Annotated in this window: 19 protein-coding genes and 2 pseudogenes; 2 read left to right on the top strand and 19 right to left on the bottom strand. The window is 31.9% G+C overall.

Annotated elements, in window-relative coordinates:
- Positions 1-388: 388 nt before the first annotated feature.
- Positions 389-688 carry a hypothetical protein gene (locus tag CLORY_RS21170; protein ID WP_079428273.1) on the bottom strand — a complete coding sequence of 100 codons (300 nt, stop codon included), beginning with the start codon at positions 686-688 and terminating at the stop codon, positions 389-391.
- Here CLORY_RS21170 and CLORY_RS21165 point away from each other — a divergent pair.
- Entirely contained in the window at positions 677-1,102 is a 426-nt protein-coding gene (locus CLORY_RS21165) for a helix-turn-helix domain-containing protein (protein ID WP_079428271.1), read from the top strand. The two genes, CLORY_RS21170 and CLORY_RS21165, sit on opposite strands and share 12 nt — an antisense overlap.
- A gap of 196 nt (positions 1,103-1,298) precedes the next feature.
- Here the strand turns inward: CLORY_RS21165 and CLORY_RS21160 are convergent, their stop codons facing one another.
- The 5 genes and pseudogenes from CLORY_RS21160 to CLORY_RS21140 form a co-directional block, all read right to left on the bottom strand.
- Positions 1,299-1,787 (bottom strand): P-loop nucleotide/nucleoside kinase family protein, encoded by a 489-nt coding sequence (locus CLORY_RS21160; RefSeq protein WP_079428269.1) that lies wholly within the window; start codon positions 1,785-1,787, stop codon positions 1,299-1,301.
- Positions 1,788-1,808: 21 nt separating this feature from the next.
- Complete coding sequence (locus tag CLORY_RS21155) at positions 1,809-2,510, bottom strand: class I SAM-dependent methyltransferase (RefSeq protein ID WP_079428267.1); 702 nt, start codon at positions 2,508-2,510, stop codon at positions 1,809-1,811.
- A gap of 68 nt (positions 2,511-2,578) precedes the next feature.
- A pseudogene (locus CLORY_RS21150) lies at positions 2,579-2,800 on the bottom strand (GNAT family N-acetyltransferase); the annotation flags it as partial.
- A 218-nt stretch (positions 2,801-3,018) separates the two neighbouring features.
- Positions 3,019-3,672, bottom strand: a complete 654-nt coding sequence (locus CLORY_RS21145) for a class I SAM-dependent methyltransferase (protein WP_079428265.1) — start codon at positions 3,670-3,672, stop codon at positions 3,019-3,021.
- A 39-nt stretch (positions 3,673-3,711) separates the two neighbouring features.
- Positions 3,712-4,221: a GNAT family N-acetyltransferase gene (locus tag CLORY_RS21140; RefSeq protein ID WP_079428263.1), complete on the bottom strand. Its 510-nt coding sequence runs from the start codon at positions 4,219-4,221 to the stop codon at positions 3,712-3,714.
- Between the two features lie 238 nt (positions 4,222-4,459).
- On the opposite strand from CLORY_RS21140, the gene CLORY_RS21135 reads away from it, so the two are divergent.
- On the top strand, positions 4,460-4,783 hold the full coding sequence (locus tag CLORY_RS21135) for a hypothetical protein (protein WP_079428261.1): 324 nt from the start codon (positions 4,460-4,462) through the stop codon (positions 4,781-4,783).
- A gap of 217 nt (positions 4,784-5,000) precedes the next feature.
- Here CLORY_RS21135 and CLORY_RS21130 read toward each other — a convergent pair whose 3' ends face one another.
- The 13 genes and pseudogenes from CLORY_RS21130 to CLORY_RS21070 form a co-directional block, all read right to left on the bottom strand.
- Positions 5,001-5,489 carry an NUDIX domain-containing protein gene (locus CLORY_RS21130; RefSeq protein ID WP_079428259.1) on the bottom strand — a complete coding sequence of 163 codons (489 nt, stop codon included), beginning with the start codon at positions 5,487-5,489 and terminating at the stop codon, positions 5,001-5,003.
- 289 nt (positions 5,490-5,778) lie between these two features.
- Positions 5,779-6,300 (bottom strand): cysteine hydrolase family protein, encoded by a 522-nt coding sequence (locus tag CLORY_RS21125; protein ID WP_079428257.1) that lies wholly within the window; start codon positions 6,298-6,300, stop codon positions 5,779-5,781.
- A gap of 23 nt (positions 6,301-6,323) precedes the next feature.
- Positions 6,324-6,872, bottom strand: coding sequence for a GNAT family N-acetyltransferase (locus CLORY_RS21120; protein WP_079428255.1), 549 nt, complete (start codon positions 6,870-6,872; stop codon positions 6,324-6,326).
- Between the two features lie 50 nt (positions 6,873-6,922).
- The gene (locus CLORY_RS21115; protein WP_079428253.1) at positions 6,923-7,444 is read right to left on the bottom strand and encodes an NUDIX hydrolase; all 522 of its coding nucleotides are present in this window, start codon (positions 7,442-7,444) and stop codon (positions 6,923-6,925) included.
- Between the two features lie 302 nt (positions 7,445-7,746).
- The gene (locus CLORY_RS21110; RefSeq protein ID WP_079428251.1) at positions 7,747-8,250 is read right to left on the bottom strand and encodes a GNAT family N-acetyltransferase; all 504 of its coding nucleotides are present in this window, start codon (positions 8,248-8,250) and stop codon (positions 7,747-7,749) included.
- 18 nt (positions 8,251-8,268) lie between these two features.
- Entirely contained in the window at positions 8,269-9,090 is an 822-nt protein-coding gene (locus CLORY_RS21105) for a DUF2785 domain-containing protein (RefSeq protein ID WP_079428249.1), read from the bottom strand.
- A 104-nt stretch (positions 9,091-9,194) separates the two neighbouring features.
- Positions 9,195-9,707, bottom strand: coding sequence for a hypothetical protein (locus CLORY_RS21100; RefSeq protein WP_079428247.1), 513 nt, complete (start codon positions 9,705-9,707; stop codon positions 9,195-9,197).
- A 67-nt stretch (positions 9,708-9,774) separates the two neighbouring features.
- Complete coding sequence (locus CLORY_RS21095) at positions 9,775-10,695, bottom strand: helix-turn-helix transcriptional regulator (RefSeq protein WP_079428245.1); 921 nt, start codon at positions 10,693-10,695, stop codon at positions 9,775-9,777.
- A gap of 63 nt (positions 10,696-10,758) precedes the next feature.
- Positions 10,759-11,625 carry a metallophosphoesterase family protein gene (locus CLORY_RS21090; protein ID WP_079428243.1) on the bottom strand — a complete coding sequence of 289 codons (867 nt, stop codon included), beginning with the start codon at positions 11,623-11,625 and terminating at the stop codon, positions 10,759-10,761.
- Between the two features lie 65 nt (positions 11,626-11,690).
- The gene (locus CLORY_RS21085) at positions 11,691-12,332 is read right to left on the bottom strand and encodes an HAD-IA family hydrolase (protein WP_079428241.1); all 642 of its coding nucleotides are present in this window, start codon (positions 12,330-12,332) and stop codon (positions 11,691-11,693) included.
- Between the two features lie 20 nt (positions 12,333-12,352).
- A pseudogene (locus tag CLORY_RS21080) lies at positions 12,353-12,946 on the bottom strand (histidine phosphatase family protein).
- Positions 12,947-12,970: 24 nt separating this feature from the next.
- Positions 12,971-13,447: a GNAT family N-acetyltransferase gene (locus tag CLORY_RS21075; protein ID WP_079428239.1), complete on the bottom strand. Its 477-nt coding sequence runs from the start codon at positions 13,445-13,447 to the stop codon at positions 12,971-12,973.
- Positions 13,448-13,507: 60 nt separating this feature from the next.
- A complete protein-coding gene (locus tag CLORY_RS21070) occupies positions 13,508-13,759 on the bottom strand; it encodes a kinase to dihydroxyacetone kinase (RefSeq protein WP_079428237.1) in 252 nt (83 codons plus the stop codon).
- Between the last annotated feature and the right edge of the window lie 141 nt (positions 13,760-13,900).

Below are 13,900 nucleotides of genomic sequence, written 5' to 3'. Positions count from 1 at the left end.
ATTTTTTTATATTCATCCCAACACAAAGCACTATATTTTATCACTTACCCTATGTTTATATTAATCTAATATTTGATCAGGTATTCGTTAAAAACTGGAATAATTCATAAAGAAATTATGATATCATGTTAGTAATATGCCAATGCTACGTATAAATAAGCATTTATACTGTCATAAAAGCAGAAAATTATCTTGAGGCACATGGAGATGGAATATAAACGTAAACCAATTTACCGTTTACTTTTACTCCACCTGAGTATGGTATGATTATTACAATTCAGCATATTCAATATGCATTCTCATACCACTAACTAATGTTAAATATAACATACAAAAGCTCGCCAGCATCCTTCTCCCAGGACATCAGCGAGCTCATAACTTCTACTTCCTAACCCAACTTTTTCTTAAACACATCCTTAAGTCCAGCTTTCTCAATCCTCTCCTCAATTTCCTTAACATCCATCGTATAAAGCCCAACTTCTTTCATATGCTCAAAATACTCCGCTCCAGCAAAAGTATATCTATTTCTTCTTCCCTCTTTAGTTTCCATTTTCTCATTTGCATAGGCAATAATATCACCTATAGCTGTAGATCTAGAAAGTTGCAGTGGGGCATGCCCAAAAGCCTCGCAAACCGCATTATATCCCGCTAGAGAGCCGCTTGCTATGGCTTCAGCATGGTGATCCAAATTGCGACAAATTGGAAGTTATTGCAATTTGCTGATATGCCTTGCAATAACTTGACTCAGAGACTTAAGAAGGCAAGAATGCTCACTGGCATGTCTCAGGTAGAGCTGGCAAATAAGATTGGCATCAGTCGTTCTGTTTTAAATGAGGTTGAGGCTGGCTATCGAGATAAGATTTTAAGACCCACTTTGCTTAAGCTGCTAACTGTACTAGATAAGGATATTCTTTGTGATGATTATTATAGATTTGTGCTTGAGCAGAAAGAAAAATTAAAGATACTTGTTACAAAATATGGATTAAGAAAACTGGCGAGGATGATTGGAGTTGATGCTTCCAGTCTGGATCACTGGAAAAGGGGGGATTATCAGATTTCGAGGCGGTATTATGATAAAATTATGGAACTGAGATTATTGTAGTTTCAGTTCCTGTAATTCTTCACATTATCTTTGAATTGCGAACCAAAAACACCCCAAAATCCATTTTGAATAATGCGGTGTTCTAGAAGAATATTCTATTTATTGCTTTTTCGTTAAATAAGAAGAATGGGAACCAACTTAACTTTATACCTTGCTCATTTTTTTAATTGTACTAATAGAACTCAGGACTTATTTCTCATTTTCTTTGGTTAACATGCCAAACATCAACTTCTTCTTTCTTAGGCATTTCAAACAAAGAATTCAGTTTCTCAATCAAACCATCATCTACAAAATAGTCTGTTGTATCACCTGCTAAAACCGCTTCATTCCGAGAATTGATATTTTGATACCATTCATCTATTGATATATCAATGTAATGCCATTCATAAAATATATGTTGCTTTTTATAATACTCAGATACCTGTTCTCGCTCCTCTCTCCTCCAAAAACCCCAATCAAGTATTACATTACTTCCTGCCAGAACGATTTCTGATGCTTTTTTGTGCAAATATCTCTGAATATCTTTTGCTACTTCATCATGCTTTTCTCCAAGTTCATGATGAAAAAGTTCGTATTCAATTTCATCACATGATAAAATTACTGTATTATACTCGTTAACAAGTTTTTTAGAATACTGAGTTTTTCCACTGCAAATTTTTCCACAAATTAAAATAACTTTTGCCATTTATATCACTCCTAAAGGCTACTATTTCTTTAAAATCAAATGATGAAAAGATGCTATATCCTGAAATTCCTTAATCTGAGCAACTCTCAATTCAACCTCTATCATTTTTTGTTGCCACTCTACATCTTTATGAATATCTTGATTTTGCTGTAAATCCCAAAATGTTCTAATTCCATATGTTTCACATACCTTAAATTTCTTACACCAATCTGTCAAATCAGAATCATTATAATAATGAATTGTACCATAATTAGACGCTGTACCATCCTTACCATCCAGCAGCATATGAGCTTTTTCAAAATCATTTAACAGAACCACCATCTGCATAACTCGTCCTTGCCTGTTATGCTTAATAATTGAAAGCATCCCTTCTGATTTCAATAGCCGATAAAATTCATTAACAATTTCTTCTCGATTATCAGCATATTCCAAAACATTATGACAAATAATAATGTCAAAAGTCTCATTTTCAAGCTTCTTTAGTATATCAATACTCCCAACAATCTGTTGATATTCATAATCGCAATATCTATCTTTTACTGTCTCTTCTGACGGTTCAATTGCAACTACCTTATTATCCTGTGCAAAATAATTTGCAGTAAATCCATTCCCACTACCAAAGTCTAATATCCTTTTTCCTCTTATATTCCCCAACTGCGTAAAGACAATTTTTTTAAGAAGTGCTTCCCAAGGTTGTAGCTTATCGATATTATGAATTGCCATTTTCATCATCTCCACAAAATTACTATTTAAATCAAGTACTCATTAAAATTTCCTGATCCCTTTATAAATCACGCTTTTATATACATATTACTTGCTTTATCCAAATCATTCGTTGTATCAAAGTATATCTTTCTATAATTTTTTGCTTTGGCAAAATCGAGAGCTTCCTGTAACAATTTCTTACCAAGACCTATTCTGCGATAATGTGGATGGATTAAAAACCATCTAAGCTGTGCACATTCACCACGACCAACTATGCCAATACAACCCACTACTTCTCCATTATGCCCGGCACACCATAATCAATCATTATTAGGGTTGTAGTTATTCAGAAACAGCCTCCCCTCATATATGAGAATACCATATCTCATGTGCTTGCTTTTATCAATATTATTAATGTTTCAATTTTCAAACGCGCATATGGTTTCATATGGAATGCTTATACTTAGAAGTGAATTATTTGATTTTTATAACGTTTTAAGTTGTCTTCAAAAGGTATATCAACAACTCAAATTAGTTCAGCTTCAATATAATAATGCTTACTATTCTTCTTTTTCCCATCAAAATAACAATCATCAATATGCCTAATCCGTTTTATTGTAAAATTTTTAAAAAGCCTCTGAATATCATCTAAATCAACGAAATAATGTGGAACATCCTTCTCAGCTCCATCTGTTTTTATAACAGTATTATCATCAACGTGTTTATATTTGGGTTCTGAGAATGACCAAGTATCCTTTGAACATAACGTACAATAGATACAGCCCTTTGGCTTTAATACCCTTTCAATTTCTGTTAATATTCCGATAAAGCCCTCCGTATCCGTATGTGAAATCACATGATATGCCCATATACAATCAAATGCGCTATCCATAAAAGGCAGTTTTTTCATATCACATATTTCTGTTAAAATATCTACCTTTTCTCTTTTTTCCCATTCTCTCAAATAATTAACACCATAATCTGATAGATCTACAGCTGTAACCTTGAATCCATTTTTTGCAAATAAAATTGAATGTCTACCCAAGCCACAGCCCAAATCAAGAATAGACTTTCTACTTTCCAGCTTCCACTTATACATATAATAATAACTTTCTTCGCAAGGTGTTGTCCATATAGTTCTATTTGCTACTTTCCAATCCCATTCTTTTGACTCTACCATGAAATCCTCCTCAATACATTTTTTATTCTTATTGGATCTCTATATATTAAAATCAAATCCTAAAAATTTTTCCTTTATATTTCGCTTATTTGCACCAAATTCTTTTCTTAACGTAATAATGCTTATATTATCATAGCCTTCTTTGTAATAAAGTTTAAGTGCCTCAATGTTTCTTGGCACAACATCAATACATAAAGCTGGTGCCTTTAAAACCTCCTGTGCAAACGCTTCAGATAGTTTAATTGCTCTTGTAGCTATTCCTCTTTTTCTATATTCAGGCATTACGTAAATATCTTCAAGCCATACCACTGTTCCACCACGCAAAGCCATACGTACAAATCCAACATTTTCTCCGTTAACGCTAATGATTTTAAAGTAATCTTTTAACCAGTCTGTCAATGTATCAGCCGCTTCAATATAATCTTCTTCGTTCAATTCATTTTCACCTTCAATTAGTGAAGCATGAAATCCAAAAAAGTTTGCAATCATTTTTGCAATAGTATCTTTAAAAGAGAGATTATAGTCAATTAAATATGTATTATTATCCATAAGGATCACCTCTTCAATTAATTCTTTTTTTAGGATAATTATAACATATTCCACACTATGCTATTTCGTAAGATATTTATTATTCACGATAAAATTTTTAAATGAAAGAATTGGATTTCTGTTAATTACTGTTATTTTTTTATTTAATTAACCGATAAATATAACGGGATATGTACAAATTTAAACAATAAACAAGTATTTTATTATTTGCCACAGCTTGTAGAAAGGTTGTATTAACATGAATAAAAGACTGCGAAAAAAGAGAGGCCTGTCAAAAATACAAGATTTTGAGTGTTGGGATTTAGACGTAACTATAATCAATTTTGTATTGCCTAGATTGAAAAAATTTAAGGAAATAAATATTAATTCTTATCCTGAAAAATGTGGTTCTATTGAAAATTGGCATGTATTAATAGATAAAATGATATGGAGTTTTCAATTTGCCAGGGATGTAAAGTATTGGAATTATAGCAACGAATATAGATCAGATGACAGCAACTGGAATAAGTATTATGCAGGTATGGATTTATTTAAAGAATACTTGGTAGACTTGTGGGATTAGTAATATAAGTTGGGAAAGCCCTTTATCTAAAGCATAATTTTCTACATACTTTAGAATCATTGTGACTTTTAAAATACCACTACTAAATAGGTTCGACTCTAGAGTATTGGGGTAGTCAGAATATATTAGAACTTTCTCAAATTATATAGTTAAATAATAATTTACAAATTTCACTTTATATACAAGATAATTATATTAAGTTTGTGGTCAAAAATCCTCAAAAATTCTTCATTTCTATAAAATCAACACCATCAACAGTTGCAATGCCACTATATAAACAAGCTGTATTTCTTCCAACCTTCAAAAAGTGCTCTATAACATACTTTGCTGTAAATGGCATATCAAGCGAAGAAACATTCTTACAATCTACCCATTCTAAACGTCCCTCATTGCTAGAAATTTCTTTATCAATATCAATTAAATCTGCAAAAAAATAATAGTTTTGTCTAATTTCATTATCCTTTAGTCTTAAGGTCACATATCTGAGTGCTAAATCTTTTATATCTTCTTTGCTGAGTCCTGTTTCTTCATTAAGCTCTCGTAGAACACAGCTCTTTGCATCGTTTAGCTCTTCTTGTTCAAAGTGTCCGCCAGCAGAGCCCACATAAGAATTATTCACTACTCTTGAACCAATTCTATATAAAAATAATATCTTCTCTCCATACGATAAATATAGAGATGCCATATTTCTAAGTTTTCCGTCCATAACTACCTCCAAATATTTTGAATTTACTAACGTACCTATTCCCTATAGTTCAAATTGTTCCTTACCTATCATTTTCATAATATGATGTTCCGACTGACAGTGTTGTATCAAAATAATAGTTTTCATCTTCGTTATCTCCTTAAGCATAAACTATTAATCAATGTATAATTGACAAAATAAAATATGTTATAATTTTACTTATGTCAGTATAATTATAACATGTTTTACATGTACTATCACATTGCCAAAAACAATAAACACGATTAACAGAAAAATCTATTCATCGTATTTATTTCATTCTTCTAATTGATTCTTCTACGGAAATACATTCTGCATATCTGCCATTCCACATAAACTCATTGTGATATTTATAGCTTTGTTCTGCTGACATGAATTGATTATTAACTGTTGTATTAGCATATGCTGGAACTATAATATTAAATCCATGTTCAAATCCACATTTTATTGAAGCATCAATACAGTAATCTGTTTGAAGCCCTACGATAATTATATCTGTTTCTCCCTTGTCTTTTAAATATTCCAACAATCCTGTTTCCTTAAAAGCACTGTTAACTTTTTTATCAAATATTTTTTCATCATTCCTAGGCCGAAACTTTTCAAATATTTCAAAGCCATCATTTCCTTTTGTCAACTCATTTCCTACTCCATCATCATGACGTACATATATGACTTCAACATTATTTGCTCTAGCCTCATGTATTAGTTCTTTAACATTAGATACAAACTTGTCAAACTCATATAATTTTTCATTTGTTATTAATTTTTGTGTATCTATCACTAATAAAACCATTTTTATCTCCTTTTCAACTTCAGCTATATCATTCTCCCCATTACAACTTCATCACGATATGTTCCATCCTTAAGCTTAAATGCATTTTTCGTACTTCCCCAAACTTCAAAGCCATGCTTTTTATATAAAGCAATTGCTTTTTCATTATCTAAAAACACACCCAGTTCAATTTGCTCATATCCGATTTGCTTTGCTTGTCCAATTATCTCTTTAATAAGAGCATTTCCGATACCCTTATTCCAATATTCTTTTTTTATAGCAATTCCAAATGCCACTCTATGCTTAAGCTTAATATAGTTTCTTAAGCAGCTGATGCTTGCATTACCTGCAAGTTCATTATTAACAAATGCTCCAATCATCACGTTTCGACTGCTATTTAAACTATCCTGAAGAATCTCTATTTCTTTGTCAATGGTAATATTAATTTCTTCAGCATACCTAACCATGAAATGTGTTTCTTCTGATGTCATTCTTAAATATTCAATCATTTTTTCTGCATCATTCTCATTCGGACTTCTTAAAATACATGTTGTCCCATCCTTTAATTTTATCTTCTTTTCTCTAAATTCCATTAATATTCTCCTTATATAGAGTTTCTAACTCAACTATTAAATATAAATTTTCACTTTGTTTGAATACATCCATATTGATTTCTACTATCAAAAAATAACTGTATTAAACTTTGATAATATGGAATAAATTCACCACTGTCTATCATAGAAAAAATTTCTTCTTTTGAAGCCCATCTTGCACTTTGAACCTCTTCATACTGTAAAGTTAAACTAGCAATATCAATATCCTTTTGAACCAAATACACATCATCAAATCCATTATCAAAATTAATCGTAAGATGTGGTCTTATATTCTGCAGGTTGATTTTTATTCCCAATTCTTCCATAAGTTCTCTTTCTGCAGCCGTTTGACTTGTGTCATCTTTAACCGCACTTCCGCCAACTGTAATATCCCATTTATCAGGCCACCCTTCTTTAAACGGCTGCCTTTGCTGAATTAACATTTCGCCTTTCGAATTGAATATACAAATATGAATGACCATATGATAATCGCCCTTATTAAAAGCCTCTCCTCGAATCATTGTCCTATTTGTTTTATTTCTTGCACTATCATATATATCCCATAATTCCATCATAGTTTCTCCCTTATAAATTTCTATTTGATAATTGGAAATACCAAAGTTATTTGCCACTTGTCACGTGCCTGTAACTACACATCCTCTTTTCCATTTTACAACACTACTTTAAATTGAAATTTGGAATAGGTAATAAGTAAGAAGTAAAAGTGAAAAGTTATTGAAGAAATTCAGCCTAAAAGCTGAATTTCTACCTAAACTATTACTTCTTAACTATTACTTTTTACTTACTCATAAATTATAATTTATTACAAAACAAAAATCATGTATACATCATTTATATCAAATTGCTTTAAGCATCATATTTTTATTCTTGTGTAATGTTCGTTTTCATCAGAATGATGGATATAGGCTGCATTCTTCAGCTGCACTTTTAATGATGCAGCATTATCAATATCAACACTCATATATATTTCATTTTCTTTAATAATACCTTTCGCCTTTTCTATTGCCAAAGCTAGTCCTTTAGTCGCATAGCCCTCACCACGATATTTTTTATTAATGCCGTAACCAATATGCCCAGCACCATTTTTCAAAGACTCTGTTAAATAGTGTCTTATCTTGAATAACCCAACAATGTTATCGCCATCCCACAAAAAATATAGTGTTTGAGGCACATGTCCCTTACGTAAGTCTATGCCTTTTGAAAATTTTATTATTTCCGGCAGCGCTAGATTCTTAAAATCTTCATAAGAAAAATCGCAATATCTATTTTCAAAACCATTCTCACTCGCGGGAGTATCCTTTAAAAATTGATACTCTTTTTCAGCATTTTCTACATTTGCTTCTTTCAAATAAATCATGTTTCACCTCGTTAAATACTATTTTAATTTATTAAGCAGTTCCTGTATACCTTTGATAACCACTTCCCATTCCTGTTTATCCAGCAGTCTAAAATACAGACTGCGCAGAAAATCTTTTACATTTACCTTTAAGTGATATTTTATTATCTTATCGCTGAACGGTCTTTCCTCTGTAAATTCTTGAAGCCAGCATAATATTTCTTCGTTGCTAAGCATCCCTCTTCCAAGAATTCCTTCAACAGCAGTTATTAATCTCTCATTTTCTTCATCTATGTACACATAATATCCAATGCAGACTTTAGCTTTTATGGCAGCTAATACGTCCATTAAATCCTCTTTATTAAAACAGCTGCAGCGTACTATTTCATCGACTGCATCTGCTGTATGGGCTGCCGAATGTGCCCAGCCTCTTCCTTCCACGAAGCCTCGCACATCTTTTTCATTGTTCATATATTCCAGGAGCCTATTTTTAACTTCATACAAAGCTTTTTCCGATAAAAAATTCTGCTCTCTATGTTTATATATTATAAGAGCTAGTATCAATACCGAAAATGTTCTTGTATAAACAGCGTCAGCATTTTGTTCATATAGTTCATAGAATAAATGCTTATCATCCAAAATTATAGCTAATACCTCCATAAGCTGCTCAAAATTAAACTTATCATTTGTAATCCATTTAAACATCGTTCCATATATAAGATTATCCCTAAGTTCAGCATCTAGTGAACCGATATGTTTCATCATTTCCAAGGCAAGCTTATAATAGTCCCCCTCAGCCTCTAACTCATAATTTTTTTCTTCTATTTCAAGCAGTTTCTGTTTTAATATTTCCTCATTCATTCTATTATACCCCTTACTTTCCTAATTTTTTATGCATATATAATTATAAAACAAATTAGCTGACAACTGCATGTCAGCTAATTTGTTTTATATAATATTTTTTATTATTTTCTTCTTTTAGCGAACAATTCTCCATTAATATTCCATGTACCGCCATTATCCTTAGAAAACATGTGCTGCCAGTGAAAAGAATCTTTTTTAATATCCGAAAATACCCACTTCATTATATGATCTTGAGTGTTTAAGCAGGTAAGGACAATTTTATCGCCTTCAGGCTTCGCTTCTAGTAATGTAGCCTCTCCAGTACAGCCATAAAATACATCCCACGCATCCTTTTTAGGATTATAAAACCTTATCGTAGTTCCATATTCACTGTCCGGTTGCTTTAACTTAAATCTTTCCTTTCTCGAGGGGCAGATGAAAACATCCTGCACAGCGCTACCCTCCAGCACAAACGAGAAAATCCATTCACCTGGAATTATCCTCTCTTTTCCGTTTGCGTTTTTATCATGCCATTCGAAATCCCATTCGCCAACAAACTGTCCAAACAGCATCAGCTTGTCTCTATATTTGAGATTTTCTTCTTTAGAAATCAGTGCCTCTGTAAAAGCATTCATAATACCACTCACTTTCGTATATTTACTTTAAAACTTATTTAACCTTATAATAGCAAGCTAATTATGACTACTGTATGTCGTAATTTGATAAAAATTTCTTAGCAGTTTCTATAAGCTTTTCTTTATATAAAAGCGGTTTTATTATTTTTACTCCATCGCCCAAACTAAGCAGCAGCGCCTGCCACAATCTTTCTCGTGCCGGTACGTGCAAATAGAGCATATAGTTGCCTTCTTTGTCCTTATTCATAACTTCATTTGGGAAATACTCCTGTAAAATCTCTTTGCAATCCTTACGACACCACACCTCTATAGTTTCACAGGTATTAGAATATTCCTGTTCCTGATTTTTAATAATATTTTCAATGTCATCATGCTGCTTAAAACATACTCTATCTGAAAGCTTAAGTTCACTCATTCGAGCGATCTTATATATACGATAGTCATTTTTATTTATGTCATAGCCAAGCATATACCATGCGTACCATTTATAATAAACAGCAAGAGGTTGTACAATTTTACTTGATTGTTTTTGTTCTGCATCTCTGTAATTAAAAGAAGCAACCTTATTTTCACTGATTATTTCTTCTAAAAGCTCTCTATTAGTCTGAACTTTACCATCTTCTTTTGATACGCTGTAGTCCAAAAACACACGCTCATCTTCATTTTTAATCAGACTCATGTACTTGTTAAGTGTGTTTTCTAAATTCTTATTGCTATAGGATGAATTTAGCCCCTTTAATGCCATAAGGATATATCTGTAATCTTCTTTGCTTGTATATTGATTTTTAATTTTATAATCAGGAATTATTGAGTACCCACCACTTACACCTGCAACAGACATTATTGGAATCTGCGCCTTGCATAGAGTTTCCATATCGCGCTGGATAGTTCTCACAGACACCTCAAATTTTTGAACCAGTTGTCTGGCTGTAACAACTTCATTATTTAGAAGATACACAGTAATGCCAAATAATCTATCAATTTTCATGATAATAAGTTTTCTCCATTTCTATTTAATAATATGAATCAGATTACTTTTATCAATCAGCTATTACTTTTGTAGTCCTATCATTTCATTTAGAGCCTTTGCCCAACACCTTTCCGGGATATCCGGCCACTCACAATCGCCAGTTTCTTCTCTACATATCTCCATAGCTCTTGATAGAATTTTACCATGAGATGTATTGCCTCCTCGAAGTATATTTTCAGTTAACAAACACCAGTAGGGTGCATGTTCATAAAGCTTAACTTCATGCATATCTCTGATTACTGTGTCAACATCATATTCAAGACTAATAAACTCTTCTGACCATACCCCATCATTTCCATGCAGTATCAAGAACTGCGTTTTTCCTCCACTAAAAAGAGGTACCCCAACAGCTCCGGGATTTAAAACACATTTCTCTTTATGTATAATCTTTCTTTGTATATGAGAATGACCACATAAAATGATTGATGTTTTTACACTATTCATAGCTTCGAAAGTCCTGTCATCATTGGGTAACATTTTTTCATTTATCTTATTTGGTGAACCGTGACAAATAGTGATTGACGACATGTCGCTGACACTTATCTCCTGCACTGGTTTCAACTGTTCAAAAAACTCCAAATCTCTAGCTGTAAGCGATCTATATGCATATAATAACGCCCCGCTGGCAGAATTTTTATCTTTCCAGCCTTTTTCTGCACCAGCACGATAATTCAGCCAATACTCTTCCTTATTGCCCTTGATAAAATAGCATTTATACCTTTCATTAATGTCATATAATATCTGCATCGTTCTTTCAGGATATGCTAATTCGCCAATATAATCACCCAAAAAGAAAAATTTATTAATGTTTCGTGAAAATGCATATTCAAGGCAGCGTCTCAATGCAATGTAATTGCCATGAATGTCTGATAAAACTGCTATATCCATATCTTGCTCCTCTTCTTACAATATTTATCTGTGGATTCTTTAATTCCTATTGCTTGTCCTTTAAATTAACAAGATTGTGTATCCGCTTGCCCAACTATATTAACCAAGTCTTTCAACGAATCTATATAAAAATCAGATTTTATACTAATTGATATATTATTTATATTATATAAACATGTCTTAATTCCTGCTGCTTTTCCACCTAAAATTTCACATTCCCTGTCTCCAATTACTAATGCTGTGCTTTTATTAATCTCGTACTTTTCAATTAGATATACGAATGCTTCAGGGTCTGGTTTGCGTTTAAAGCCATACTGTTTTGTAATTATTTCTGTAAAATAGCACTTCATTCCATAGTACTCAAGAAACTTTGTTGTTGATTCTCCTCTATGAGTGATAATATAGTTTCTTCCGCCTAAAGCGACAAACTGTCTGCATGCTTCTTCCGCAAATGGAAATGGTTTAATAATTTCTGGCCGCATATCTTTTTTATTAGCAGCATATCTATCAAGAAAAGTATTATCTAAGCCATATAGCTGTTTAAAATGTGTAGTAGCAAAACTATCAGAAACCTTAAGATAGTTCAATACATTTTCATTTGTCTCATTTATTCCGCTATCCTCAAGTGCTTTTATAAGTGCATTAACTGTTCCTGGATATGTATCAAATAATGTTCCATCAAAATCCCATATAATATCTTTAATCAAGCTCTTTCACATCCTCAAATCTAATTTTTGTTAAAATTAAAAGTTTTTTGATTTATATCTATCTGCTCAATTTTAACACACATCATTTCATCAAAAGTAATTTTCACTATCCATGGCATAACTGTTCTTATTTTATCAAAATCTTTATATCCATAGGAACCATCATAATAATTTATAATCGTACTCAGTGCAGTTCCATGCGTTCCTACAATTATATTTTTACCACAAAACTTCTTTAAAACTTTTTTCAATGCTTCTATGTTTCGTGCTTGTACCTCATATAAACATTCTCCATCTGACAGTTTATAATTAAAGTCTTTCTACTGCTTTTGAGAAAATTCAATAAAATCATCTATCCAACAGCTATCAACTTTTCTTTCTCTAAAGTCCTCAATTAATTCAACTTTCATATTGTTTTTATCAACAAATAGCTTTATTGTATCTATCGCCCTTTTGTAGGGACTTGAAAATGCAGCTTCTATATCCTTATCTTTAAGATAAGCTGCAACCTTCAAAGCATCTTCTTTACCCTTTTCTGTTAAGGGTCTGCTAGCATCATCATGCACAGAATAATCTGGTTCCGCATGTCTAATAAAATAAATTACTGTCTTCATATCTTCTCCTAACCTATAAAAGAGCTATCTCAAATAATGTACCATAATATATTCTTCATTATTTTCATCAATAATCTGAAATCCTACAGAAAGGTACATTTTCAATGCATAATTATCCTTTTGCACCGCTAATGATGTTTTAGAATATCCTGCATTTTTAAGGTATTTTAACATTTCTTTCATCATTGCTGTCCCTATTCCATGCCCTCTAAAATCTTTATAAAGTGAAATTGCAAATTCTGGAGTAATATTATCAACGCTTCCATATCCATTCACTTTTCTTACCCATACAGCACCAACAACTTTTTCATCTACTTCTGCACATAGGCAGTAATCATCTTTCTCTTCGCCAAAATTTTTAATATATACTTGAAGTTCAGGTTTTTCTATTATTGTCTTTGGAACTAAATTCGTTTCATCACGTTGAAATATTGCCTCATATAAAAAATCATTAAGCAGTGAATATTCAGATTGTTTCATTTGTCGTATTGTATATTCCATGTTCAATTATAAACTCCTCTTACTAAAATGTTTTTACATATACATGACAATTTATAATTGTTAACCTTTAAGTCCCTTTGACTGACGTTCCATATCTTCAACTACAATATCATATATCTCTCCTAATGAAGCACAATACTCCAATACCTTCCATGGCTCATTAGTGTGATAATGAATCTTAATCAGCTCCTCATCTCCTACAGCAAGTAAGCAATCTCCCTTGAAATTTTTTGTAAAGTATTCATTAACTTTATCTTCATCAAGATTTTCTCCCTCAATTAGTAATTGTGTATCATATCTGTATTCCAACATAATCTTTTCTTCCCCCTTGTATAATGTAGTCATAACATTCAATAGAAAACTGTCTTTATTAATTACGAACATTACAACTCATTTTTTTCTTATTATTCTTAAAATCTTTACCCTATAGGGTATTTGTTTCTACTCTAACTT

The sequence above is a fragment of the Clostridium oryzae genome, from assembly GCF_002029235.1.
Lineage (GTDB): Bacteria > Bacillota > Clostridia > Clostridiales > Clostridiaceae > Clostridium_AE > Clostridium_AE oryzae.
This window is presented reverse-complemented; position numbering and strand designations above follow the sequence as displayed.